Annotated in this window: 28 protein-coding genes; 14 read left to right on the top strand and 14 right to left on the bottom strand. The window is 45.1% G+C overall.

The window, feature by feature from the left end; genetic code table 11:
* Positions 1-15: 15 nt before the first annotated feature.
* The 3 genes from ACFO0S_RS02345 to ACFO0S_RS02335 all read right to left on the bottom strand — a co-directional run bounded on the left by ACFO0S_RS02345 (position 16) and on the right by ACFO0S_RS02335 (position 1,286).
* Positions 16-618 (bottom strand): trimeric intracellular cation channel family protein, encoded by a 603-nt coding sequence (locus ACFO0S_RS02345; RefSeq protein WP_378139762.1) that lies wholly within the window; start codon positions 616-618, stop codon positions 16-18.
* A gap of 136 nt (positions 619-754) precedes the next feature.
* Positions 755-988: a diguanylate cyclase domain-containing protein gene (locus ACFO0S_RS02340; protein ID WP_378140396.1), complete on the bottom strand. Its 234-nt coding sequence runs from the start codon at positions 986-988 to the stop codon at positions 755-757.
* A 37-nt stretch (positions 989-1,025) separates the two neighbouring features.
* Entirely contained in the window at positions 1,026-1,286 is a 261-nt protein-coding gene (locus ACFO0S_RS02335; RefSeq protein WP_378139760.1) for a hypothetical protein, read from the bottom strand.
* Positions 1,287-1,407: 121 nt separating this feature from the next.
* Between ACFO0S_RS02335 and ACFO0S_RS02330 the strand changes: the two genes are divergently transcribed.
* Positions 1,408-2,868, top strand: a complete 1,461-nt coding sequence (locus ACFO0S_RS02330; protein ID WP_378139758.1) for an MFS transporter — start codon at positions 1,408-1,410, stop codon at positions 2,866-2,868.
* A gap of 136 nt (positions 2,869-3,004) precedes the next feature.
* On the top strand, positions 3,005-3,421 hold the full coding sequence (locus ACFO0S_RS02325) for a hypothetical protein (protein WP_378139756.1): 417 nt from the start codon (positions 3,005-3,007) through the stop codon (positions 3,419-3,421).
* On the opposite strand, the gene ACFO0S_RS02320 is transcribed toward ACFO0S_RS02325, so the two are convergent.
* The 6 genes from ACFO0S_RS02320 to ACFO0S_RS02295 all read right to left on the bottom strand — a co-directional run bounded on the left by ACFO0S_RS02320 (position 3,418) and on the right by ACFO0S_RS02295 (position 5,968).
* Complete coding sequence (locus ACFO0S_RS02320) at positions 3,418-3,828, bottom strand: VOC family protein (RefSeq protein WP_378139754.1); 411 nt, start codon at positions 3,826-3,828, stop codon at positions 3,418-3,420. The two genes, ACFO0S_RS02325 and ACFO0S_RS02320, sit on opposite strands and share 4 nt — an antisense overlap.
* The gene (locus ACFO0S_RS02315) at positions 3,825-4,253 is read right to left on the bottom strand and encodes a VOC family protein (RefSeq protein WP_378139752.1); all 429 of its coding nucleotides are present in this window, start codon (positions 4,251-4,253) and stop codon (positions 3,825-3,827) included. The genes ACFO0S_RS02320 and ACFO0S_RS02315 overlap by 4 nt, the downstream gene beginning before the upstream one ends.
* Before the next feature lie 18 nt (positions 4,254-4,271).
* Positions 4,272-4,964 carry a DUF1287 domain-containing protein gene (locus ACFO0S_RS02310; protein ID WP_378139750.1) on the bottom strand — a complete coding sequence of 231 codons (693 nt, stop codon included), beginning with the start codon at positions 4,962-4,964 and terminating at the stop codon, positions 4,272-4,274.
* 87 nt (positions 4,965-5,051) lie between these two features.
* Positions 5,052-5,438, bottom strand: a complete 387-nt coding sequence (mscL, locus tag ACFO0S_RS02305) for a large conductance mechanosensitive channel protein MscL (protein ID WP_378139748.1) — start codon at positions 5,436-5,438, stop codon at positions 5,052-5,054.
* 72 nt (positions 5,439-5,510) lie between these two features.
* Positions 5,511-5,666 carry a hypothetical protein gene (locus ACFO0S_RS02300; RefSeq protein ID WP_378139746.1) on the bottom strand — a complete coding sequence of 52 codons (156 nt, stop codon included), beginning with the start codon at positions 5,664-5,666 and terminating at the stop codon, positions 5,511-5,513.
* Positions 5,663-5,968 carry a hypothetical protein gene (locus ACFO0S_RS02295; protein WP_378139744.1) on the bottom strand — a complete coding sequence of 102 codons (306 nt, stop codon included), beginning with the start codon at positions 5,966-5,968 and terminating at the stop codon, positions 5,663-5,665. Before ACFO0S_RS02295 ends, ACFO0S_RS02300 begins: the two co-directional genes overlap by 4 nt.
* Positions 5,969-6,104: 136 nt before the next feature.
* On the opposite strand from ACFO0S_RS02295, the gene ACFO0S_RS02290 reads away from it, so the two are divergent.
* From ACFO0S_RS02290 to ACFO0S_RS02265, 6 genes are all read left to right on the top strand, one after another.
* Complete coding sequence (locus ACFO0S_RS02290; RefSeq protein ID WP_378139742.1) at positions 6,105-6,509, top strand: (4Fe-4S)-binding protein; 405 nt, start codon at positions 6,105-6,107, stop codon at positions 6,507-6,509.
* 11 nt (positions 6,510-6,520) lie between these two features.
* Positions 6,521-6,796 (top strand): GNAT family N-acetyltransferase, encoded by a 276-nt coding sequence (locus tag ACFO0S_RS02285; RefSeq protein WP_378139740.1) that lies wholly within the window; start codon positions 6,521-6,523, stop codon positions 6,794-6,796.
* A gap of 55 nt (positions 6,797-6,851) precedes the next feature.
* Positions 6,852-7,217 (top strand): ArsR/SmtB family transcription factor, encoded by a 366-nt coding sequence (locus tag ACFO0S_RS02280; RefSeq protein ID WP_378139738.1) that lies wholly within the window; start codon positions 6,852-6,854, stop codon positions 7,215-7,217.
* 132 nt (positions 7,218-7,349) lie between these two features.
* Positions 7,350-9,461 carry a heavy metal translocating P-type ATPase gene (locus tag ACFO0S_RS02275; RefSeq protein ID WP_378139736.1) on the top strand — a complete coding sequence of 704 codons (2,112 nt, stop codon included), beginning with the start codon at positions 7,350-7,352 and terminating at the stop codon, positions 9,459-9,461.
* A 331-nt stretch (positions 9,462-9,792) separates the two neighbouring features.
* Positions 9,793-12,021 carry a catalase/peroxidase HPI gene (katG, locus tag ACFO0S_RS02270; protein WP_378139734.1) on the top strand — a complete coding sequence of 743 codons (2,229 nt, stop codon included), beginning with the start codon at positions 9,793-9,795 and terminating at the stop codon, positions 12,019-12,021.
* Between the two features lie 245 nt (positions 12,022-12,266).
* Positions 12,267-12,434, top strand: a complete 168-nt coding sequence (locus ACFO0S_RS02265) for a hypothetical protein (protein WP_378139732.1) — start codon at positions 12,267-12,269, stop codon at positions 12,432-12,434.
* A 33-nt stretch (positions 12,435-12,467) separates the two neighbouring features.
* On the opposite strand, the gene ACFO0S_RS02260 is transcribed toward ACFO0S_RS02265, so the two are convergent.
* The gene (locus tag ACFO0S_RS02260) at positions 12,468-14,087 is read right to left on the bottom strand and encodes an FAD-dependent monooxygenase (protein ID WP_378139730.1); all 1,620 of its coding nucleotides are present in this window, start codon (positions 14,085-14,087) and stop codon (positions 12,468-12,470) included.
* Positions 14,088-14,251: 164 nt separating this feature from the next.
* On the opposite strand from ACFO0S_RS02260, the gene ACFO0S_RS02255 reads away from it, so the two are divergent.
* Genes ACFO0S_RS02255 through ACFO0S_RS02245 form a run of 3 tightly spaced genes read left to right on the top strand, consistent with a single transcriptional unit; the run spans position 14,252 to position 16,498 of the window.
* Positions 14,252-14,995, top strand: a complete 744-nt coding sequence (locus tag ACFO0S_RS02255) for a methionine ABC transporter ATP-binding protein (RefSeq protein WP_378139728.1) — start codon at positions 14,252-14,254, stop codon at positions 14,993-14,995.
* Complete coding sequence (locus tag ACFO0S_RS02250) at positions 14,988-15,650, top strand: methionine ABC transporter permease (protein WP_378139725.1); 663 nt, start codon at positions 14,988-14,990, stop codon at positions 15,648-15,650. The genes ACFO0S_RS02255 and ACFO0S_RS02250 overlap by 8 nt, the downstream gene beginning before the upstream one ends.
* Positions 15,651-15,670: 20 nt before the next feature.
* Positions 15,671-16,498: a MetQ/NlpA family ABC transporter substrate-binding protein gene (locus ACFO0S_RS02245; protein WP_378139723.1), complete on the top strand. Its 828-nt coding sequence runs from the start codon at positions 15,671-15,673 to the stop codon at positions 16,496-16,498.
* Positions 16,499-16,588: 90 nt separating this feature from the next.
* On the opposite strand, the gene ACFO0S_RS02240 is transcribed toward ACFO0S_RS02245, so the two are convergent.
* Together ACFO0S_RS02240 and ACFO0S_RS02235 are read right to left on the bottom strand one after the other, a co-directional pair.
* Positions 16,589-16,726: a hypothetical protein gene (locus ACFO0S_RS02240; protein WP_378139721.1), complete on the bottom strand. Its 138-nt coding sequence runs from the start codon at positions 16,724-16,726 to the stop codon at positions 16,589-16,591.
* 210 nt (positions 16,727-16,936) lie between these two features.
* Positions 16,937-18,268 (bottom strand): amidohydrolase family protein, encoded by a 1,332-nt coding sequence (locus tag ACFO0S_RS02235; RefSeq protein ID WP_378139719.1) that lies wholly within the window; start codon positions 18,266-18,268, stop codon positions 16,937-16,939.
* A gap of 116 nt (positions 18,269-18,384) precedes the next feature.
* On the opposite strand from ACFO0S_RS02235, the gene ACFO0S_RS02230 reads away from it, so the two are divergent.
* Entirely contained in the window at positions 18,385-19,269 is an 885-nt protein-coding gene (locus ACFO0S_RS02230; RefSeq protein WP_378139717.1) for a helix-turn-helix domain-containing protein, read from the top strand.
* 453 nt (positions 19,270-19,722) lie between these two features.
* Here the strand turns inward: ACFO0S_RS02230 and ACFO0S_RS02225 are convergent, their stop codons facing one another.
* Entirely contained in the window at positions 19,723-20,214 is a 492-nt protein-coding gene (locus ACFO0S_RS02225; RefSeq protein WP_378139715.1) for a hypothetical protein, read from the bottom strand.
* A gap of 179 nt (positions 20,215-20,393) precedes the next feature.
* On the opposite strand from ACFO0S_RS02225, the gene ACFO0S_RS02220 reads away from it, so the two are divergent.
* Both ACFO0S_RS02220 and ACFO0S_RS02215 read left to right on the top strand, forming a co-directional pair.
* Positions 20,394-20,726, top strand: a complete 333-nt coding sequence (locus tag ACFO0S_RS02220) for a hypothetical protein (protein WP_378139714.1) — start codon at positions 20,394-20,396, stop codon at positions 20,724-20,726.
* A gap of 410 nt (positions 20,727-21,136) precedes the next feature.
* Positions 21,137-21,790, top strand: coding sequence for an alpha/beta hydrolase (locus tag ACFO0S_RS02215; RefSeq protein WP_378139712.1), 654 nt, complete (start codon positions 21,137-21,139; stop codon positions 21,788-21,790).
* A gap of 40 nt (positions 21,791-21,830) precedes the next feature.
* On the opposite strand, the gene ACFO0S_RS02210 is transcribed toward ACFO0S_RS02215, so the two are convergent.
* Entirely contained in the window at positions 21,831-22,940 is a 1,110-nt protein-coding gene (locus tag ACFO0S_RS02210; RefSeq protein ID WP_378139710.1) for a hypothetical protein, read from the bottom strand.
* Positions 22,941-23,044 lie beyond the last annotated feature (104 nt).

The raw sequence follows: 23,044 nt of genomic DNA, 5'->3' as shown, positions 1-23,044 counted from the left end.
TTCGAAATTCCCCTTCTATCTGTCATCGAAGCTGCGAATCGGCAAATCCCACTTGCACCGCTGCGAAATCAAACGTAATGCAAGGATGATGGCAAAGACAACATATAGTTGGACGTCGGTGGACACCCAGTCCATTCCGATGACGAACCCGGCGAGAATCGCCCATAAGAGATACACTTCTTTCGTGAACACACTCGGCCGCTTCTGGGCGAGTACATCGCGAATAATCCCACCGCCAGCCCCTGTGATGGAGGCAGAAAACATGACAGCAAGCAGTGGCATGTCCATCGACTGCGCATACATCGCTCCCTGCACGGCAAAAGCCGACAGTCCAATTGCATCGAACAACGACCATTCTTTCATATGAAACACAAAACTCTTCGGTAGTAAGATAAACAATGTCATCGCAAGCAAGGCGATAACAAATAACGTCGTCTGTTGCCATACCTCGACAATCGGTAAACCAATCATCAGATTCCGAACCGCTCCCCCGCCAAATGCCGTGATGAGCCCCAATATATAAATTCCCATAATATCGTATTTCGCTTCCATCGCAACGAGCGCTCCACTAATGCAAAACGCAAGCGTTCCAATAACATTCAATACATCCCATACCACAGGGCATAACTCCCCTACTATTCACTCGTGCAAAGGTCTGACCTTATAAAAAATCACTTTTGCTATCATACCACATTTGAAGACGACCTGAAATCTATGAAAACAAAAAGCTGCAAGGGATTTCCCCGCAGCTCGTTTAGTTATAAAATTTTATGCCCTTCTTACCGTTCATCTTCACGTCATACAGTGCACTATCCGCTTGTGCCAATACGTCTTCTAAAGAATCTTCTCCCGTCCATAGACGCCCCCCTGCACTGATTCCTACCATCGCCATTTGACCTTCAACAGAATAGGACTTCCCTTGCTCCTTCATCAGTCCGCTCACGCGCCGTTCGGCAGTCTGACGGTCCGCTTCATGTACATCCTCAATAAACGGAGCATTTTGTGCCTCTAAATAAACAGGGCGTTCAGCAATTGAAACGCCTTCTAGGATTTCGGAACGGCTCGAGCTGAGTCAGCATTCCCACTTCCCCGTAACGAAACCACATATGTTGATCGAGCTGGTTTCCCATGGTCTTCGCGGTCACAACGAGTGCCCCGCCACTTTCTTCTCGCAAGTTTTGGGAGGACTGCAGTCCGGCAATACTCACAACAATCCCAATCAAAACAAGGGTTGTTAGAATAAAGACCCCACTGTAGATGGTATGTAATTTTTTCGACTTCTCCATGCAGTCTCCCCCTTTCCCTAAGCATACCAAAAGTCATAGGTGAATCGTTCACATTTCGTAGCTTGCCACCCAAATTTTTCTATGAAATACTGAAGGAAGTGAAAGAAAGAAGGGTTCACCGTTGCTGAAAGAAAAACAGTATCTTCCTATTCGTTTGTTTCGTTTCTTTGGTATTATAGATGGGATTTCCTTACTCATCTTACTCGGCATTGCGATGCCATTAAAGTACTGGGCAGGCTTGCCTCTTGCGGTCACCTTCGTCGGCTCTATACACGGTGCCATTTTCATTGGCTATATCGTCACCATTGTCATCGTACAGCTTACGGTCAGATGGAACGTGTACTGGAGTCTACTTGGGATTGCAGCCGCCTTTATTCCGTTTGCCAATTTTCTGTTAGACCGTGCCGTGAAAAAGCGTGAAGCTCAGTTCCGTACGAAAGCTTTTCCTGTTTTGTGGCTCGTCTATGCTATTATTTTCTTCTCATTCATGGACCTCTTTGCACAGCTTCCTATTATGAGCACCTTTGCCACAAGTCTTGGCGCAAGTACACTCGTAGCAGGCATGGCTGTGGGGATCTATTCCTTTTCAAATACAGGAGGCAACCTACTTGCTGGCCTTTTTACCGACCGGTTGGGCCCTTACCGCCTTCTTGTCATCGGCCTTCTTGGAACGTCCATTATGCTGTTTGCGTATACATGGGCGACCACTCCGGAATCGTTGCTCGTGATCCGTTTTGTTCATGGGTTTATTGGCGGATTTATTGTTCCCGCTGCTTTTACCTATGTGGCAAATCAAAGCTTAGAAGGCAAGACCGGAAGTGAGAACGCGATGACAGGAGCCTTCGTCGGGTCAGCCGCTATCATAGGTCCTGCCTTCAGCGGCATCATGGCTGCGCAGATATCCGCTCCTTTTGTGTTCCAAACGGTTGGGCTTTTCGGAGTCATTTTGTTTGTAGCAGCCTTCTTTTTGCTACGCGGACAATTGTTCCGTCGGACGAAAGACCACCCGGAAACGCTTCGCTTCCACCCTGCCCTCGTTGTCGCGTTCGGAGGTGCATTTTTGATGATGTTCTCCCAAGGGGCATTGGCGTACCTGTTGCCACTTCGTGTTGAAGAACTTGGGTTTAGTTCTCGTGTAAGTGGAACATTACTGAGTACCTTTGGCGTAACGGCTGTCATGATCTTTCTGTCTCCTATACGAAAATTGTTCGACCAGTGGCCTGCACTCGCCAACTTCCGAATTGGCGTGATGTTAATTGCGGCTGCCCAGTTAAGTCTAGGACTGGCTTCATCTCTAGCCGCGTTTTATGGAATACTGATTGTTTACGGAGTGGGATTCGCTTTTACATTTCCCGCTATCAATGTTTTTCTTTATGTAGGCACGACGGAAAAGAACCGCGGGAAAGCCTATGGGTATTTTTACGCGTTCTTCTCACTCGGCGTTGTGCTTGGTTCTTCAGGCCTTTCGCTCGTTTCCTCATCCCTTTCGGTGTTGTTCATGGTCACAGCAACTGTGTTACTTATTGGCGCATTGTGTAGCGGTTTACTCGTAAACTATAAGTCACATTCTACATCAAGGTGACATGTATAAAAGCTTAAACAAGCCGGATTGTCTACTCGACAATCCGGCTTAACTAGTCTCATCTTGTAAATCCAACTTGTCGTCCATTGACTGACATGATAATATAGAACAAATGTTCTTATTAGGAGTGGTGACCATGCTTTCTTCAAACCAAATGAAAACGTCAGACGCATTAAAACCATTGGCTCAAGAGCTTCGCCAGTTGGCTCAGTTGTTTGAAGTATATGCTCATGAGGAAGACCATTTTTCCTCTTCTGAATTCCAACAGCGCGTGAGCGAACAAACGAGAGAGTTGTCTCTTCTCATTCGTCAAGGAACCAAACCAGTCCAATATGCGGGTGAGATCGTCCGTACAAAAGAGGGGCGCCTTTGTATTGAAGACACTTCATTTTACCTGACGTCTGGCCAACATCTTGAATACTGGTCGTTTCAAGAGGCCCGCCACGTCCCATCTCGCCTTGCTTACTCGCATCGACTGTTCCTGGTAGATCGTCCGCATCTTAAGTTAGAAGGACTTCACGTGTTAATCCGGGAAAATGAAGACGTCTCTTAATGGTTTTGACGTTTTTCGATTTGTTTTGAATAATAGAGTGAATCTTCCGGTTCATCTACAAAACTCAACACGTTGCCGTCCGGATCCACGGCGTCAAAACACAGCATCCCACCAAAGTTCTTGATGGCACTCACATGAATTTTTTGATTTTGAAATTCTTTATGTAATTGTTCAATGTCGGATGTCAGGAAATTATAGTACACATTTTTCCGTGCGTGCGTGATAGAAAATTCGGTGGTGGGTGTTTCTTCCACTACAATCAGCGCGAGCTGTGTAGGTCCATTTGGAAAGTAAAATCCCATCCCTTCTCCCCAACTATCAATCCGCTTCACTCCAAGATGTTTTTCATACCAAATTGCTGACTTTTCTAAATCTCGAACCGGGATAAATAGACTTCCTGCTCTCATGTCTCACCCCGCTCCTTCCACTCGCTCCAAACATCAAACGCATTGCCGTCTTCATCCCAAAACCGAAAGTTTTTCCCCGCGTGTCCGCGGGACTCAATGTCTCCTGCTTTGACACCTTGCTTCAACAGGTCTTGGTGGAATGTGAGAAGGTTTTCTTCTCCATCGACTTCAAAACCTAGCCCAAACCACTCCGTCCCCTTCGCATCAATGAAACTATTGGATTGATCAGGGGCAGCAGGAATCAAGAAGAAGCTTTGATCTGCAAAGTTCAGTATCGTCTTCTCATCGTCATGATAAGAGATTTCCGCTTCTAGATTGGATGTGTACCATTCGGTTGCTTTTTTCAAGTTCGATACGGGCAAATACGTTGTTCCTACACGTTTTAGTCGTGTCATTTTCATCACCTCGTCTAGTTTATTCGCCATTCGAAATGATTTTCCTTCCTATTCATGAAAATTCCATCGGTAATGGCCGGCAATTTCTTGTGAATAAGAAGTCAACTTAATTTCCGCAGCAAATGGAGGTGCGTTGTGAATCATATACGGCGTCCCGTCTTTTGCACGGCGGTCAGAGATGATTCCCGTATGATCTGTACCTTCTAAGAAAATCACAATATCTCCTGGTTGCCATTCCGCTAAATTTTCCGGATCTCCAGGAATGAGTTCAGTGGTCAGGGACTCGGCATGGCGCTCAAGATAAGCAAACTGATTGGGGACACGACGAAAATCGATATTAGGGTCAGGCGTCCCTTCCGTCCGGGGATAAGCTGCCACATTCGCTGCAATGTCTGCGTCCATTGCGTCTTTTAAGACAATATCCGCACCCATTAATCCTCGCCAGATCACATCTGTACAGACACCTTCATCTTCGGGAGGGTAGCCTCCGCCATAATAGGCACTGCGGTAGGTCGTTCGATTCTCTACTTCTTTGCGTGCAGCTGCCACGATATCCAGTTGGTCCGTTATACCATTACCATTCCGATCGACAAATTCGGTGTGGTCCTCCACTTCGACTCGAGGTGCAAACGGATTCTCCCAGGTCCATCCAAGAGTCTGGGGAATTACACCTCCTCGGAAAAACAACACAAACACGACTATCCCTATCACCCCAATACCGACTATAGAACGTTTTTTCATTTCTTCACCTCTTCTTCCTATAAAGAACGCCCATCTTTCCTAAAAGATAGCAAAAACCATCTAGAATTGATCTAGACGGTCTATGAATTAACTACGTGTATTTTGTTGCTTTAATAAATCACGAATTTCAATCAGCAACTCTTCTTTCGAGTCGATGGTTGGTCCTTCTTCCAGTTTCACTTCTTCTTTCCGCTTGAATTTGTCAAGTAACCGGACAAACATAAAGATGGCAAACGCGACAATCACGAAGTCGATGATAGATTGGATGAAAACTCCATATGTAACATTGGCATTCCCGACAGTAATTGCAAGCCCTGAAAAGTCCACGCCTCCCATAATGAGTCCGATCAGCGGGGTAATAATATTTTCGACTAAAGAAGAGACGATTTTCCCAAAGGCTGCTCCAATTACAACAGCAATTGCCAGTTCCAGTACATTGCCTTTGAACGCAAATGCTTTAAAGGCATTCCACATAAAAAAACCTCCAAATGATTGTTTTCCTAATAATTATACGAAATGGAAACAAAATATGGTAGGAGCGGATGATTAATTGGCGTCTAAATCTGGATTCTTCCGTTCTGCCCGCTCCAACAAATCGATGATCTGCTGATTTTGCGTCTTCATCTCACGCAACAATCGTTCGATTGTGCTGAGTGAAATATAAACAACAATGAAAAATGCAATGCCTAATAAAAGCATCATATCTGCGTGTCCTCCTCTACTTCTTGCGCTTTCTTCTCCACAATCGTAATGATTTTCTTGCGTTGCCAAGCGGCATAGCGCTGTTTTTCAAGTTTCTCACGATTGATATAGCAGATGATTTTACGCAATTGAGGGTCTTCTTTTAAAATTGCTTGATATTCTGGATCATTCCAATACATTTGAAACCAAATCTCTTGGCGTAGTGCATCGATATTTTTTTTATATTGCTTATCAGATACATCTTTGAATAGAGACAATGTAATGACAGATACTATACTAGCGAAATGGATAAGGGATACCATGATTTTCACCTCTAGGCTGTATTTAATGAATTATACGTACCCTATCAAAAAAGGTTTCATTTAGCAATAGCACTTAGAGCTCCAATGGATAGGATACACCCAGTAGTAGGAATTATCAGAAAAAGGAGAGTGTCTTATGAAACTGGAACCTAAAGAATATGTCGGCTCGGACATCAATGTCTATTTCACGCCTGGTCTATGTATCCACGCAGCAGAATGCGTCAAAGGGCTTCCGGCTGTCTTCAATACAAAGAAACGTCCTTGGGTCAATCCTGAAAACGGGGCAGCACCGGACATCGTAGAAGTAGTCGAACGCTGCCCGAGTGGTGCACTTCAATACATCCGCCATGACAACGTGCGGGGGGAACTTCCGGAAGTGCCGACGCGTGTAGAGCCCAATGAAAAGGGTCAGTTATTTATGCGCGGTGATCTTCATTTTCATCAAGAAGAACAAGACATCGTGACCTACCGCGCCGTGATTTGCGGTTGTGGAAGCACATCAAATACCCCGTTTTGTGATCAATCTGGCAGCTGCAAATAAGGAGAGATTGTATGGAAATCAAACACGACAACAACAAGTTTTATGTGGGAGAGGACAGTGAGCATACACTTGCTGAAGTACGCTATGTGCCGACGGGCTCCACGAAACTGATTGCGGACCATACACATGTGGACGACTCTCTCCGAGGAGAAGGCGTAGGGCAAAAGCTCGTTGAACAGCTCGTAGCCTATGCTCGTGAAAACGACCTCAAAATTGTGCCGACATGTCCGTTTATCAAGAGCCAGTTTGAGAAGACACCAGAATATAAAGATGTGTGGAATAACTAAGTACAGCAGGTTTGCTATACTTGAGGTATTCTCACATTAAAGGATGCGATTCACAATGAGTCAATCATTAAAGAAACTATCAGTAGACCACTGCGAAGTAGAGTGTACTCATCCAGAGGTCGTCGAGCGTATCACTCCTCTCATTTCGCAAGTCAAGGGGGTTGAAACGATCTTCAAAGCATTATCGGATGCGACACGCATGAAAATTATCTATGCCTTGACCCAAGAAGATGAACTGTGTGTTTGTGACGTCGCTGCTATCGTCAGCATCTCGACAGCCACAGCCTCTCATCATTTACGACTGCTCCGGACAATGGGAATCGCTAAAAACCGTAAGCAAGGGAAGCTTGTCTACTATTCGGTAAAAGACCATCACATCACCGATCTTGTTAAAATTGCCATTGAACATCTTAACGAATAACGCCCCTTCTTCCTTCGTGGAAGAAGGGTTTTTTCATTCAAACAAATACTTGAATGATATTGACACAAGATACCTACCGGCATATACTAAAAACAATCAAATGTTCATTTGAATGTAAAGGGCGTGTACCTCATGAAATCAGAGCAACATGTGTACCGGCTAGAAGGGCTGTCTTGTACAAACTGCGCTGCTAAATTTGAAAAGAATATTCAACAGATCGGTACCGTACAAAACCTACAACTGAATTTTGGTGCATCCAAATTGACTGTTACAGGAGACGTAACGATTGAACAGCTTGAAAAAGCAGGAGCCTTTGATGGAATTCGTGTCTACGAAGAATCTCATCGCACGAACATTGGAGATAAGCGTTCATTTTGGGAGTCGCGAGAAAACCGGAACACCGTCGCTTCCTTTTTACTGCTCCTAGCAGCACTCTATACCGACTATGCATTCTCAGCCCCCCAACCTGTCGTAATCGGACTTTATCTTATGGCCATTATAGTGGGTGGATGGGCGCTTTTTAAAGAAGGTTTCACAAACCTTGTACGCTTTGAATTTGATATGAAGACCTTGATGGCCATTGCCATCATCGGGGCAGCTATCATTGGAGAATGGCAAGAAGGCGCAGTCGTGGTATTGCTGTTTGCGCTCAGTGAAGCTCTCGAGACTTATTCTATAGACCGGGCACGTCAGTCGATTCGAAGTCTGATGGACATCGCTCCGAACGAAGCCGTCGTCCGACGCAATCAAGAAATGCTGACTTTAGATGTAAATGACATTCAAATCGGCGATGTGATGTTGATCAAGCCTGGTCAAAAAATTGCGATGGACGGAACAGTTCTCCTTGGCGAATCTTCTATTAATGAAGCTGCCATCACAGGAGAATCGATGCCGAAGCATAAACAAATCGGCGACGAAGTCTATGCCGGGTCACTAAATGAAGAAGGTTATTTAGAAGTAACCGTCACAAAGCGCGTGCAAGACACGACCATTGCGAAGATTATCCACCTTGTTGAAGAAGCTCAGGCTGAAAAAGCCCCTTCCCAACAATTCGTGGACCGCTTTGCCGCATACTATACACCAGCTATTCTAGTCGTTGCACTGTTCGTCGCTGTCCTTCCACCACTCCTGTTTTCAGGTGACTGGTCAGAATGGATCTACCGCGGTCTTGCTGTGCTCGTTGTCGGCTGTCCCTGTGCGCTCGTCGTATCGACGCCTGTTGCGATTGTCACAGCTATCGGAAATGCAGCCAAACACGGCGTTTTAATCAAAGGCGGTATCTACTTGGAAGAGCTCGGCCGGATTCGGGCGATTGCGTTTGATAAGACTGGAACACTTTCAGAAGGCCAGCCTGTCGTCACCGACATCCTGACTTTTCACGACATCACTCAACAAGATGCTCTTGCTACTGCAGCAGCTATTGAACAGTTCTCTCAGCACCCTCTGGCTTCTGCCATCGTGCGACATGCAAAACAGCAGCATGTGATAAACCTAGAAGCAACCGACTTCCGCTCAGTCACTGGAAAAGGCGCTTATGCCAAAGTGAACGGAGAACGATTCACCATTGGAAGCCCTATGCTGTTTGAGGAACATCCCGACATGACCCCTGAGCTTGCTCGTCAGGTCCAAAAGCTTCAACTGGATGGCAAGACGGTAATGGCCCTCGGTACGGACAAGTTGATTGTGGCAATCATTGCCGTAGCTGACCCCATCCGAGAAGTCAGCGTATCGATGATTCGTCGATTGAAAGAGATGGGAATCACCAAGCTCATTATGTTAACAGGCGATAACGCCATTACAGCGAACGCCCTCAACCGACAACTCGAACTTGATACGGTGGAAGCGAATCTGTTACCAGAAAATAAACTGGAGAAAATACGTTTACTTCAACAACAGCTCGGTTCGGTTGCGATGGTCGGAGACGGTATCAACGATGCACCGGCTCTGGCCAGTGCCACTGTCGGCATTGCCATGGGAGGCGCTGGGACAGATACCGCTCTTGAAACCGCAGACGTCGCCTTACTGGCTGACGATTTAACGAAACTTCCATATACGATGGGACTTAGCCGCAAGACGCTTCGTATCATCAAGCAGAACATCGGCTTTTCGTTTGCGATTAAACTGTTCGCCCTGTTGTTGATCGCACCTGGTTGGTTGACCCTCTGGATGGCCGTACTTGCGGATGTCGGGTCGACTGTATTAGTTGTCCTTAACTCCATGCGCTTATTACGAGTGAAAGAATAGTCAAAAAAGACCCAAGCCTTCTTGAAAAAAGGTTTGGGTCTTTTGATTGTTAACTATTCTACAAATCCATCCGCACTGTCTTTAACAGATGTCCATCATAGTCTTCGTCGAACTCTTCCACTACGTGAACCCTTTTTTACCTTCAACTTTTCTACCATTATATCATTCCTTCTTTCTATTTCTCATTAGATAAATAAAATCTCAATTTACGAGCTTCTCGCTTCAAATCCGGAAGCTTATTTAGTATAATTATAAAGTGAGAATGATTCTCTCTGGGTCATTCGATTGAATACCGATTTTCACGATTTGATAATGAGGAGGAGAATTGAGAATGGAACATAATAATCAAAATCCAGGCCATACAGCTGCAGGCGATGGACAATGCCCAGTAACAGGTTTAGGAGCAAGTCATAAAGACAGCGCCATCACGACATCACGTAAACCTGGAGGCACGAACAACAAAGACTGGTGGCCAAATATGCTCAACCTGAATATCTTGCGTCAGCATGATACGAAGGCCAACCCATTTGGTACCGACTTCGATTATAAAGAAGAGTTTTCTAAGCTTGACTACGATGCATTAAAAGAAGACCTTCGCAAACTAATGACAGATAGCCAAGACTGGTGGCCAGCAGATTACGGTCATTACGGCGGTCTTTTCGTCCGTATGTCATGGCACGCAGCGGGTACCTACCGTGCCTTCGACGGCCGCGGTGGCGGAAACACTGGAAATCAGCGTTTTGCACCACTAAATAGCTGGCCAGATAACGTCAACCTAGACAAAGCACGTCGTCTACTTTGGCCAATCAAACAAAAGTACGGTAACAAAATCTCTTGGGCTGACCTTCTATTGTTAACAGGAAACGTGGCACTTGAGTCGATGGGCTTCAAAACATTCGGTTTCGCAGCAGGACGCGAAGACGTATGGCACCCAGAAGAAGATGTGTACTGGGGTAATGAAAAAGAGTGGCTAGCAGACAACCGTTACTCAGGTGACCGTGAACTCGAAACCCCTCTTGCTGCGGTTCAAATGGGTCTGATCTACGTGAACCCAGAAGGACCAAACGGCAAACCAGATCCACTGGCATCCGCTAAAGATATCCGTGATACATTTGGTCGTATGGGAATGAACGATGAAGAAACGGTTGCACTTATTGCAGGTGGTCACACATTCGGTAAAACGCACGGTGCGGGTGACCCGTCACAAGTTGGTGATGATCCAGAAGCAGCAGATGTCGAAAACCAAGGTCTTGGTTGGTTGAGCAGCTACAAATCTGGTAAAGGCCGTGACACGATTTCTTCAGGTCTTGAAGGCGCTTGGACAGCAAACCCTACACAATGGGACAACGGATTCTGGGTACAACTCTTTGAATACGATTGGGAATTAACAAAGAGTCCTGCCGGTGCATACCAGTGGATTGCGAAAGACTTAAAAGAAGAAGACAAAGCTCCAGATGCGGAAGATTCAAACAAAAAAGTACCAACGATGATGTCGACCGCTGATATGGCACTTAAAGTGGATCCGGATTACGAGAAAATCTCTCGCCGCTTCTACGAAGACCATGCAGCATTCGAAGATGCATTTGCACGTGCTTGGTTCAAACTTCTTCACCGCGACATGGGACCTAAAGATCGTTACTGGGGACCTGAAGTGCCAGAAGAGGAATTGATCTGGCAAGATCCAGTTCCAACAGTAGACTACACATTGTCTAACGAAGAAATTGCCGATCTAAAAGAAAAAATCTTGGCTACAGACCTTACAGTAAGCGAACTTGTAAAAGTAGCTTGGGCTTCTGCAAGCACATTCCGCCACACAGATATGCGCGGAGGCGCAAACGGTGCACGTATCCGTTTTGCTCCACAACGCAGCTGGGAAGCGAACGAACCACAACTTCTTGAAAAAGCATTGAAGATCTACGAAGAGCTTCAATCTGGACTTGAGAAAAACGTAAGCCTTGCTGACCTGATCGTTCTTGGTGGAACAGCAGCCGTTGAAAAAGCAGCACGTGATGCTGGCTTTGATATTGTTGTCCCATTCTCACCTGGCCGCGGCGATGCAACGGAAGAACAAACAGATGCAGAGAGCTTCGATGTACTTGAGCCAATCTCTGATGGTTTCCGTAACTATCAGAAAGCTGAGTATCAAACAAGTCCAGAAGAAATGCTTGTCGATAAAGCACATCTTCTTGGATTGACGGCTCCTGAGATGACGGTTCTTGTCGGTGGATTACGTGCCCTTGGTGCAAACCATGGCGATACGAAACACGGTGTATTCGGTGGTGAAACTGGCAAGTTAACAAACGACTTCTTTGTCAACTTACTGGACATGAACACAGAATGGAAACCTGCTGGATTCAACCAGTACGAAGGACGTGACCGTAAGTCAGGCGAAGTGAAACATACAGCAACTCGCTTCGACCTAGTCTTCGGTTCGAACTCGATCCTACGCGCACTTGCAGAAGTATATGCGCAAGACGACAACAAACAAAAGTTTGTCAATGACTTTGCGAAAGCTTGGGTTAAAGTGATGGATGCCGACCGTTTTGATTTGAAAAACTAATGAACAGCAAAAAACACGTGATCTCATATGAGGTCATGTGTTTTTTCGTTAGTCGACCTTTTTGATCCGCTCCAAAAATCCCTTCCCCCACCGTCTTCAAGAAGCGTTCATATGTGCTAGACAATCGCTCAATTTCTCGGTACGGCTTCTCGCCAAATTGAATGTAGAGAAGCGTAAATAGATAGAAGAGTGCGCCAAACTTTTTAATTTGGTACACTAAATATTATACTTTTGGAGCGGATACGATGAAAAAGACGGTGAAATATGTCGTTTTATTGATTTTAATGATTGCTTTCTCTTATTTCTCAGGCCCTTTAAAAGAAAGCTTCTGGTTATATTTCTTCGTTGGTGTACCGGTCCTATTGGTCGTGGCACTGACTAGCTTTACGTTCCTCGAAAAACGAGGCTATTAAAAAAACCGTCAGCATTTCTGCCGACGATGACGTTTATTGAAAATATGCACCTATTTTATCGAGTACCGCCTGAGCATCCATCGATAGGTCATGAAACAGGACATGCCCGTCCGGACGTAAAATCAATGTACTGCCCTTTTCCATTCCGATTCCGTTGTCGAGATGACGATGCACATCATAAATGATTGGTAACGATTGTTCTTCAAGTTGAAGCGTACCTCCACGTGCGACCACAAATACTTTCATCAATCCTGGATAAACGGACTCCACAAGTTTCGAGAAGGCATGGGCATAATCAATCAAATGCTGCTCATAACAGTCGACATAGATGAGGCAGACAAATTCATACTTCTGGATGAACGGATATAAGCGCGCCGTCGACTTGCCTTCAAAGAACAACTTTTGATCCGGCACACGTTTTCCGGACTGAATCGCCTTACGAGATAAACGTTTATCACGAAAGGCTTTGTTGCGTTTCATCTTGTGGTATTCATGATGAATATGGGAATAATAGTTCGCAACGATCGGTTGTACCCAGTCTTGACCGAGCACTACTTTCCCCGACCAGTTTCGAAGTTTTCCAAGGAAACCAGTCTGCTCGATACCTTTAAGCTCAAGTGTTGTATCTCGTATTACGTCTTTTGCAATCGGGTGGCGCTCTTCGTGATAACTCGCTAGGAACGAATCGTTTGCATACCCTTTTAACACGAGGTTTAGTTTCCAGCAGAGATTGGACGCATCCTCAAGTCCCAAGTTCATTCCTTGTCCGCCTAGCGGATTATTAACGTGGGCAGCGTCGCCTAAAAAGAAAACATTTCCGACACGGTAGTCGGGCACTTGGCGGTGTGCCGTCTCGAATGTCTTGATCCATTTTGGCACTTCGACACGGTACGGCACGTCCATGATTTGGTCGAGGCTTTCTTGTAAGGCCTCGAGAGGCATCTCTTGTTGCGCATTCTTTCCTTGGTGCGCGCGGTCCATTCCAACAACACGGTACGTTCCGTCTTTATATGGGAAAAGAGCGACAGCCCCTCGGTCATTCAAGTGCATGTTGATGAATATCTCATTTAGGCCCGGAATCTCCACGTCCGCTGTAAAGAACGTGTATCCTTCATCTTCCCCAATAAATGGAACCTCGAGAAATTGACGGACTCGACTTTTTGCTCCGTCACATGCAAGCGCATATTTCGCCACATACCGTTTCTCCACTCCGTGATGCAGAGCAGTAACAAGCACCCCTTCCTCCGTCTGTTTCACATCGACCACTTCATGCTCCATATAGACTTCGGCGTCTTGCGCGGCTAAATTCGCGATGAACAACTCTTCAATTTCATTTTGAGGAAGGATAAATAAGTACGGGTACCTGCTTTTAATATGATGAAGCTCGACATACGAAGGCTCTTTTCCAGCCAGATGCATCTTCATTCCTGGGCCCGGGTAGCCTCTGCGTAAAAACAATTCATGAATTCCTAAGAATTCAAGAAGCTCCACAGAGCGCGCTTGGATTCCAAGTGCTTTCGATAATCGGGTGGGACCTGGTCGCTTCTCTAAGCAGATAAAGTCCACATTTCGTTTTTGAAATTCGTTCGCTGCCATGAGGCCAGCAGGTCCAGCCCCGATGATCAGTACATCTGTTTTGATTACCTCGGTCATGACCGCCGCTCCTCTCCTACTTTCTTCGTGGTTCTAGTGTACCCGAAAATCCCGGAACTAAGCTCGCGTGACGCGTAAACCAACTGTTTTACAGGGATTTGGTAGTAGTCTATAATAAAGGGCGTTGTGTATTACTATACATAATTTTGATAGGAGTACTGCTTATGATTGAAGTTCGTCACGTCTCCAAGAAATTCGAATCGTTTACAGCTATACAAGATATCTCCCTTTCGATTCCAGAAGGAGCGATCCATGGCATCATCGGAACAAGTGGCGCAGGAAAATCGACGCTGCTCCGGTTGATGAACTTATTGGAACGTCCCGACAACGGGAGTGTCTTTATAGGAGATCAAGACCTCACCACCTTATCCGGAAGCGCGCTCCGGGCGGCACGCAAATCCATTGGCATGATCTTTCAGCACTTTCATTTGGTGTCGAACAAGACCGTGTATCACAATGTCAAAGTGGCACTGGAACTAGCGGGCTATCCAAAATCGCAACAAGCAGCTCGTGTGATGGAATGTCTGTCGTTTGTGGGTCTAGATGCATTGAAAGACCAGTACCCTGCTCAGCTCAGTGGTGGGCAAAAGCAGCGCGTGGCCATTGCTAGAGCGCTTGCGACGAACCCGTCTGTCTTGCTCTGTGATGAGCCGACCTCGTCCCTTGACCCACAGACGACAGCGGAAGTCTTGTCTGTGCTAAAAGACATCAATGAACGCCTTGGCATCACGATTGTCATCGTGAGTCACGAGATGGAAGTAATTAAGAGCATCTGCACGGAAGTGACCGTCCTTGAAAACGGTCGTGTGTACGAATCGTTTACACATGAACCCACTGGAATTCATATGCCAGGAAACTCCTCTGCTTACTTTGTGCAGCAGTTGAAAGGGGCTGAACGCGATGCCTGATGTACTTATCCAGTATCAAGGTGAGATCATCCAGTCCATTCTGGAAACGTTCATTATGGTCGGCGTCTCCATTCTTTTCGCTGTGTTGATTGGTCTTCCGGTCGGTACATTTTTGTTCTTATGCAGAAAAGGTCAGTTGCTTGAGAATCAACTGGTGTTCTCGACACTCAATTTAGTTGTTAACATCACGCGGTCGTTTCCGTTCCTGCTACTCGTCGTGTTTTTGATTCCGTTCACACGATTTATTATTGGAACTGCTATTGGAACAGCAGCTGCCGCAGTACCACTTGCCATCATTGCCATTGCGCACTACTCTCGACTAGTAGAACAGTCCTTACTTGATGTTCCGCGCGGGGTTATTGAAGCGGCGGTATCCATGGGCGCTTCTGTCCGAGAGATCATTACAAAGTTTTTATATGTCGAAGCGCGCTCGACTCTTGTCATGGGATTGACGACATCGATCATCAGTTTTATTTCTTATTCGACCATCATGGGCGTCGTCGGTGGTGGCGGTATCGGTGACTTTGCCATCCGGTACGGCTATCAGCAGTTCAAGACCGACCTCATGACGTATATGATCATCATCATGGTCATCCTCGTTCAGCTCATCCAGTTCAGTGGCATGACGCTCGCGAGATGGCTTGATAAACGCTAACACCTTAGGAGGAAACCCACATGAAGAAATTACTTGCCTTAGTTGCCATCCTCGTCCTGTTTCTAGCAGCATGCGGAAATAACGAAGAAGCAGGACCTGCAGAAGAAAATGTAGAACCAACGGAAACGACGACACTTAAAGTCGCGTCTCTGATTCCACCAATGACAGAAATCTTAGACCTTGTGAAACCAACGCTTGCGGAAGAAGGCATTGAGCTAGAAGTTGTGGTACTTGGTGACAACGTCCAGCCAAACGCAGCACTTGCAGCTGAAGAAGTGGACGCGAACTTCTTCCAACACGTACCGTACATGGAAGAGTTCAATCGTTCGAATGATGCAAACCTTGTGCCAATCACACCAATCTACTTCGCAAACTACGGTGTCTATTCAAAAGAATTTGGTTCGATTGATGAACTGCCAGATGGCGCGACAGTAACGATTGCCAACGATATTTCGAACATCGACCGTTCGCTGTCTCTACTTGCACAACACGGCGTAATCACGCTTGGTGAGAAACAAGATAACTACTATACACAAGCAGACATCACAGAGAACCCGAAAAACCTCGTGTTTGAGGAAGTCGACTTGTTGATGCTTGCACGCACATACGATGATGCAGACGCAGTCCTCATGACACCAGCGTATGCAGCACCACTTGGCTTAACACCGAAGTCGGATGCTTTGTTAACGGAAGGTACAGAGAACGACTTCGCAATCTCGTTAGTTGCTCGTGAAGATAACAAAGACGACGCAGCGATTCAAAAGCTTGCCGAAGTCATGACAAGTGACGCGGTTCGTGAGTTCTTGGAAGAGAACTACGCCGAGACAGCGATTCCGGCGTTTGAATAAATGTCGTGAGGGGCTGAGGGGTTGAAAAGCCCCCCTCTGCCTAATCAAAAGAGCGCACATTGCAGTTACGTCTGCGATGTGCGCCCTTTTTCATTCTATAACTCCAGTCGGTTGATTATTCGCACCAGCTGAGCCGATATTCGCACCAGTCAGCGTCATACTCGCACCAGACGGAACGAAGCGCACGAGTCCGTCGATTATTCGCACTAGCTGAACCGATATTCGCACCAGTCAGCGTCGTACTCGCACCAGACGGAACGAACCGCACCAGTCAGTCCATTATTCGCACTAGCTCAACCGATATTCGCACCAGTCAGCGTCGTACTCGCACCAGACAAATAGAACCTTTCCTTCCGCCCTTATTAGAAAGTCTTCCCCCCATTAAGCTCTTGAAGTTCTTTTCCTTCTTTGCTTAGACTAAGCGCAACCAATCTTGCACTATCTGCTCTCTACCGAATCCCACTTCTCCATAAACTCCTGCATACGCGCATTCACTTCCGTCTCACCCGGCGCACACGCAAGAATCACTTCTTGATTAAACACTCTTCCTCCTTTCACAATCGCCTCAATCTCCCGAGTCCAATTAATATCTTCTAAAGGATTTCCTTTCAGTATCACCAGATCCGCCATCTTTCCTTCGTCCAGGATTCCGATATGGTCCAAACCGATGGACCTGGCTGCACGAATCGTTGCCGCCTGCAACGCCTCGAGCTCCGAAAGACCGATTTCCACAAAAATCTCAAGCTCACGATGCAACGCCATTCCGGGGTAGGTGAACAATAACGCAGGTGTGTCCGTGCCCGCCACCACAGTGCCTCCCATATCGTGATAGGTTTTCGCCATCTGCTTCGTCAATCCCCCGACAACAGCTGTCCGTTCCTTGATGGTGTCGAGATACGCGACATTCCTCTTCCATTCCTGCATGAACGAATCCATTTTCTCTACAGATTCCACCACCTTGTTTTGTGGGGACCAAATATCCGGAAACTTCATTGCTTGGTCAAAGAGAACCATCGTCGGGCACAGTTTCACATCCCTTGCTAGCATCTCCTGACAGAGGGCATTGATCTTGTCTTGGTCGTGATTGTACCAGTCAATAAAACTCCACGGTTCTTGGTCAACCAGAGGGCTCCAACCTGGGTAGATTTCCTGCGCCATTCCGGAAACGTGTTCTATCCAGGTGACGCCTGCCTTGATAGCATCGAGCGCGGTCACGTCTTTCGAATTGATCAAATCAATGGCTACTTCTAACCCATGGTGTTTCGCCTCGTCAATCGCCGCTTCCATCACGTCTTGCGTAATCCATCCGTACAGTTTCACAAATTTGGCTCCTACGGCTGCCTGTCTTCGAACTTCTCGTCTGGCCTCCTCAGGGTCATCGGTGACAAAATTCCCGTAACTCGTTTCTCCCCATTGGCCCGGAAGCCCGTCAATCATTCGGTCCGAAGCATAGATTCTTGGGGTCTGCGCGTCATCCGCTGCGTGAATCAGGTCATGAAGTAACATCACATTCCCCGCCGTATTTCGTACAGTCGTCACCCCGGAAGCCACAAAGTGAGGAGCATATCGGTCGTGGATATGACAGTGCATGTCGATCAGTCCCGGAATGATAAATTTCCCTTCCGCATCCAACGTTTCTAAACCATTCGGTAAAGGTTCATCTCCATGAATCATTCGTTTGATTCTCGTTCCTTCGATTTCGATTGCTGCGAGATATGTATTTCCGGTTTCTACATCAATAATTGTTCCATTTGTAATTAATACGCCCATATTAATCCCCCATCATTTATACGTTTTGAACTTCCTCCCTTTATTGTATAGTGGAGAATAATACAGCTTAACATTTTTCTCATATAGTGGAATTTTATAAAGGGGGGTTACAAGAGATGAAATACGGAAGTACAGTAAGAGACATTCGAAAAAAGAAAGGCATTACGTTACATACGCTAGCCGATGGCGTCTGCTCCGTATCCTTTTTATCCAAATTTGAACGTGGAGAATCGGATATAAGTCTTGAACTTATGACGCAGTTACTAGAAAAATTGATGATTCCTTTTGAGGAATTTCTCTATATGCACCATGATTATTCTCTGGATTCTGTGCAGAACTTCTTTCAAACCGCTGGTTCCCTGTATATAACTAGAAATCAGGAAGGGCTGCACCAGTTAAAAAAAGAGCAGCACGCGAAGTGGAAAGAATACGGCATCGTCACTTATCACAACAATGCGTTGCTCCTTGAAGTCTATGAAAGTATTGTCGCAGGAACGTCTCTCTCTCAGGAGATTCAGACTCACCATGTTCAGCTGCTTTCGGATTATCTGTTTGGCGTGGAAGAGTGGGGATTCTACGAGTTGTCACTTTACAACGGCACGATGCTGCTTCTCGAACCCGAGATGGTGATGAGTTTATCTAAGACCGCTTACGTCAAGAGCTCGCGCTTTAGAGACTATGAAAAAGTGAATACCTTGGTCACTTCTATTCTTTTCAATACCGTGATTTACTTAATCGGTCCGGTCAATCGATTCGATGATGCATTTCACTACAGACAGGAAATGAATGAGTTCCTAGCGTACCTGGAAGACATCGCGATTCCGGAGCAACGCTTATTTGAAAAGCTTCATTTGATGCAACTCAAAGGAATCTATGACATCCGGATCGGAAAAAAAGAGGAAGGACGTGCGCAAGTTGAAGCGACCATTCAACTACTCTATTCGTTCAATGCCCCTAAGCTGGCAGACAATATACGACATTATCTTCAGCAGATTTTGTAGGAAAAAGACGAAAAGCAAATGGTCATTAATTGAATAAAACGGATGCCTGATGGTACGTGGAAGCGGGCGAAGTTAAAGGACACCTCTGGAAGGAAATTTTGCATAAGCAACTGCAAGTCTCTGAAGAAGAATTTAATGGTATCAAATAAGATAGTAAAGCTCCCAGACCTTTGGGTACTTTTCACGATTTTTCATTTTAATCAGATTAACTTATATAAAGGTTTTGTTAAAGGTTACTATTGTTTTTCAATACGATAAAAGAGGCTGGGACATAACTCAGTAAAATGAATAAACCGCGCATAATCAAGTTTCAAGAACCTTGATTTTACGCGGTTTTACTATTGCGTATTCAGCTAATCAGGTTAATATTTTGTACTTATGTCCCAGCCTCTATTCGATGTTTTTTACTGGCTTCTTTAACTAAACCAGCACCCGTTAGTTGAGGAAGGAAAGCTATTGTTCCACTATCTCAAATAGCTCCGTATAAATTACATTGGCATAATTACTTAGTCGCTCACTTAATTCCTCACCAAGATTTCTATATTCACTATCTGCTTTATCAATGAGAATATAAAATTCCTCTTCCAAACTTTTATAATGAGGTTCTTTACTTCTACTATTTTCTACAGCTAAAAATAATCTCCATAGTTCCTCAATATAATTCTTTTCTATTACTGCGTATTCATGAGCGTCAACTTTTTCAAGCATTTTCGTCAATCTATTTAAGTACGTTTGGATACCCATTTCCTCGATATGCTCTGAAAACCAATTGAATAAGCTTTCATGCCCTCCACTTTCAAGCTCACAAAAATAATTAAACAAAATTATGAAATCGTTTGTTTTCTCTTCGTCTGTCGGAAAAACATACTCTCCATAGGCTGATAAAACAGCATTCCAAATGTCATCGTTAGTTTGCAATTCACTACGATTTAATTTAATTTTCATTTATTCCTCACCCAGATTATCAAATATCTAGTGAACTAAAAGATTTAGAAGATAGCAGTGGAGACATTGTTAAAGTAAAGGTTACTCCTAATGTTATTATTGGCAAAGAAGATACGAGTGGCGAGTCTCCATATATTAGTACCATTCGTGAAGTTCAAGTGTTAGAGGTTTTTAAAGGGGTGTTTACACAAGATGAGATCATCAAAGTCTCTGAACCTTATTATTTAACTAGTAACAATGAATATCAGCAAGTAGAGGGCTATACACCTATGGAGAATGATAGAGAGTATATTCTTTTTTTAAGATATGGTCATGAGGCTGATCAGGTAAATGGTCTAGTTGGAATAGATTACGGAAAGTATAGTGTAAATGGAAAGGTACTGAAAAAATCAGTAACTGATTTAAATAATGTTGGAGAATTGAAAGGGCTAGATTTCTTATCCGGAGAAAAAGAAAGTGTAGAATTGTATAGCAAAATTAAAGATGAAGTCTTGAGTAAATATATAAAATAGCACGTTTGTTGATTAACTAAAATGAAGGTTCTCTAAAAAGACCCTATCTTGAGATCATAGAGCAGTTCAGCTAAGGCGTTTCGCCATTCAAAAGGCAGCGTACCTTTTAAGAATGAGACGACTCTAAACCGATTGACTGTTGATTACTGTGCTAAATTGGTTCATAGAAGGCACCTTTCTGGACATGATGTAGGTTTAGTCGCTTAACATCGTATCAGTTATGGTGTTTTTTCTCTTTCGATAAATATTAGCTAATTAACAGACGTTATAAAATAACTAAGTGGCTCAGTTTCCTTTCCTGATTTGATTTTTTTAATAGAGCAGCTTGCAACTTCTTGTCCTTTCTCCTATAATTAAGTTACTAAATGTAATCTACTTTATAAAAGTAATTATTAGGGAGGAAGATTTAATTGAACGCTCCACTTCATTATGAAATTCGTCAACCGTCGTCCATGGATTCATCAAAAACCTATCCAGCTCTATTTGTCTTACACGGAATGGGCAGCAATGAGCATGACCTGCTCCCTCTTGTTGAGAAATTAGCGGATCAGTTCATCATCTTTAATCTACGCGGACCTATTTCACAACCACCAGGTTATGCGTTCTTCACAATCGAAGGGTTCGGTAAGCCACACCGGACCGTATTTGAAGATGCGATGTCGAAACTTACGGAGTTCTTAGACTACGCGGTTGCAAATTATCCTGTAGACAAAGACTACGTCTATTTCATGGGCTTCAGCCAAGGAGCGATTTCTTCGATGTCCCTAAGTACTCGAATTCCCGCCCGAATCCGGGGAGTTCTTGCGCTCAGCGGCTACGTTCCGGACTTCATTCAAAAAGAAGACATTTTGCCAAGTGCAAATCATGTACGCTATTTTATTTCCCATGGTCAACAAGATCCCGTTTTGCCATATCAGTGGGGAGAAGCCGCCCGTGACTTCTTCACTTCCCGGAAGGCAGACGTGACCTTTCAATCGTACCCAGATGCTCACTTCGTCTCCATGCCTGTCTATGAAGACTTTACGGCATGGTTGTTGAAAGATGTAGCGAGTAAAACGAACTAAACGCAGAAGCACCCAAACCTTTGAGGTTGGGTGCTTTCACTTATTTGTCTTCTATCATAATTTCGACTGGCTCTATATCTTCCCAATCGAAAGAGAATGTGATATTCCACGATTTCGCAGCAGCATCATATACCGCCGACTCTAACAAAGGATGCTTTCTTCGTTGCTCCTCTGTCAATTGCTCGATCGCTCGCGCATTTACTTCAAATTCAGAGAGTGTGGCGCCTTCCGGTTTATAGTTCGGGTAAACCGTCACGAACGATGCCCCTCCTTTGCCAGGGAAGGAAGCTAGAGTAGGTCCATTCGGTTCGATATCGACACGCATGCCCACCTTGAGCTCGGCTGCTCCTTCGAAATCATAGTGCATACTGTACGTATGAACCGTTTTTTCTCCGACAAACATGATGATTTCACCACCTGTCTGAGGTTTAGTTGTAAACTCTTCATCAGGAAAAATTACCAGGGGCTCTCCCGGACCTGGTATCATGGCTCCCGATTGCGTAAACTCAACTTCCCACTCCCCAAATAATTCGCGGATTTTTTCCTGATTTTCATCCGTGAACATGTTGTGGTCGACTTGAACAACATTTGTAATTGGGCTGATGCTCATCCCGAAGTGGCCACCCTTGCGACCGATATACGAGAATTTCAGTTTTGCATACAACTCATCAAGTGTGTCATTCAATTCTTGCTGTGAGTACGTAATAGGTTGAAAATGAACGTACTTCGCCAAGATTTCTCCCTTGTCGACTTTCTGTTGAAGTGCATCAAACACCTGATCAAACTTAGCGTCTTCCTCTTTCATTCCAATATAAAAGCCGATTTTGTGCGTATCCGTCGTTTCATTTTGAAAATACGTGACAGTCTGTTCCTGTACTCCCTCGTAGCCACCTAATACCTCTTCAAGGACTTGCATTGCGATTTGGCCTTCCTGCCCCTGTATCTCTAGTACTTCTTTCGGGAACCCACCCATGTCTTCCTGCGGGTGTAGTTTCTCATTCCGTAGATCTTCACTTACTGTTTGTTTGAGCTTTGGGAATTCCACGGTCTTCACCTGCTCCTGTGCTTGAGGTGTCTGATCTCCCCCGTTTGCTGTCCCGCATCCAGCTAGGAGTATGGCTGCTAGCACTAAAGTTGTCGTTTTTTTCATGTCATCACCATCCTAGTGAAGTAGTCGTTCAAGTTTCCAGAAGGTTACAAAAAAGTGACTGTATTTTTTTGTATCATTCAAAGAACCTGCCCACTTTCTAGTTA

The organism is Chryseomicrobium palamuruense (genome assembly GCF_042649045.1).
Classification (GTDB): domain Bacteria; phylum Bacillota; class Bacilli; order Bacillales_A; family Planococcaceae; genus Chryseomicrobium; species Chryseomicrobium palamuruense.
Note: the sequence above shows the minus strand (reverse complement) of the source record. Positions and strands in the feature narration are given on the sequence as shown.

Excerpts from the sequence above, each read along its gene's own strand:
- ACFO0S_RS02250 (WP_378139725.1), top strand. The coding sequence starts at position 14,988 with ATGCCTGATGTACTTATCCAGTATCAAGGTGAGATCATCCAGTCCATT.
- mscL (WP_378139748.1), bottom strand. The coding sequence starts at position 5,438 with ATGTGGAATGCCTTTAAAGCATTTGCGTTCAAAGGCAATGTACTGGAA.
- ACFO0S_RS02235 (WP_378139719.1), bottom strand. The coding sequence starts at position 18,268 with ATGGGCGTATTAATTACAAATGGAACAATTATTGATGTAGAAACCGGA.
- ACFO0S_RS02295 (WP_378139744.1), bottom strand. The coding sequence starts at position 5,968 with ATGGTATCCCTTATCCATTTCGCTAGTATAGTATCTGTCATTACATTG.
- ACFO0S_RS02325 (WP_378139756.1), top strand. The coding sequence starts at position 3,005 with ATGCTTTCTTCAAACCAAATGAAAACGTCAGACGCATTAAAACCATTG.
- ACFO0S_RS02245 (WP_378139723.1), top strand. The coding sequence starts at position 15,671 with ATGAAGAAATTACTTGCCTTAGTTGCCATCCTCGTCCTGTTTCTAGCA.
- ACFO0S_RS02230 (WP_378139717.1), top strand. The coding sequence starts at position 18,385 with ATGAAATACGGAAGTACAGTAAGAGACATTCGAAAAAAGAAAGGCATT.
- ACFO0S_RS02285 (WP_378139740.1), top strand. The coding sequence starts at position 6,521 with ATGGAAATCAAACACGACAACAACAAGTTTTATGTGGGAGAGGACAGT.
- ACFO0S_RS02290 (WP_378139742.1), top strand. The coding sequence starts at position 6,105 with ATGAAACTGGAACCTAAAGAATATGTCGGCTCGGACATCAATGTCTAT.
- ACFO0S_RS02335 (WP_378139760.1), bottom strand. The coding sequence starts at position 1,286 with ATGGAGAAGTCGAAAAAATTACATACCATCTACAGTGGGGTCTTTATT.
- ACFO0S_RS02300 (WP_378139746.1), bottom strand. The coding sequence starts at position 5,666 with ATGATGCTTTTATTAGGCATTGCATTTTTCATTGTTGTTTATATTTCA.
- ACFO0S_RS02320 (WP_378139754.1), bottom strand. The coding sequence starts at position 3,828 with ATGAGAGCAGGAAGTCTATTTATCCCGGTTCGAGATTTAGAAAAGTCA.
- ACFO0S_RS02315 (WP_378139752.1), bottom strand. The coding sequence starts at position 4,253 with ATGGCGAATAAACTAGACGAGGTGATGAAAATGACACGACTAAAACGT.
- ACFO0S_RS02260 (WP_378139730.1), bottom strand. The coding sequence starts at position 14,087 with ATGACCGAGGTAATCAAAACAGATGTACTGATCATCGGGGCTGGACCT.
- ACFO0S_RS02265 (WP_378139732.1), top strand. The coding sequence starts at position 12,267 with ATGAAAAAGACGGTGAAATATGTCGTTTTATTGATTTTAATGATTGCT.
- ACFO0S_RS02255 (WP_378139728.1), top strand. The coding sequence starts at position 14,252 with ATGATTGAAGTTCGTCACGTCTCCAAGAAATTCGAATCGTTTACAGCT.
- ACFO0S_RS02280 (WP_378139738.1), top strand. The coding sequence starts at position 6,852 with ATGAGTCAATCATTAAAGAAACTATCAGTAGACCACTGCGAAGTAGAG.
- ACFO0S_RS02310 (WP_378139750.1), bottom strand. The coding sequence starts at position 4,964 with ATGAAAAAACGTTCTATAGTCGGTATTGGGGTGATAGGGATAGTCGTG.
- katG (WP_378139734.1), top strand. The coding sequence starts at position 9,793 with ATGGAACATAATAATCAAAATCCAGGCCATACAGCTGCAGGCGATGGA.
- ACFO0S_RS02225 (WP_378139715.1), bottom strand. The coding sequence starts at position 20,214 with ATGAAAATTAAATTAAATCGTAGTGAATTGCAAACTAACGATGACATT.
- ACFO0S_RS02210 (WP_378139710.1), bottom strand. The coding sequence starts at position 22,940 with ATGAAAAAAACGACAACTTTAGTGCTAGCAGCCATACTCCTAGCTGGA.
- ACFO0S_RS02275 (WP_378139736.1), top strand. The coding sequence starts at position 7,350 with ATGAAATCAGAGCAACATGTGTACCGGCTAGAAGGGCTGTCTTGTACA.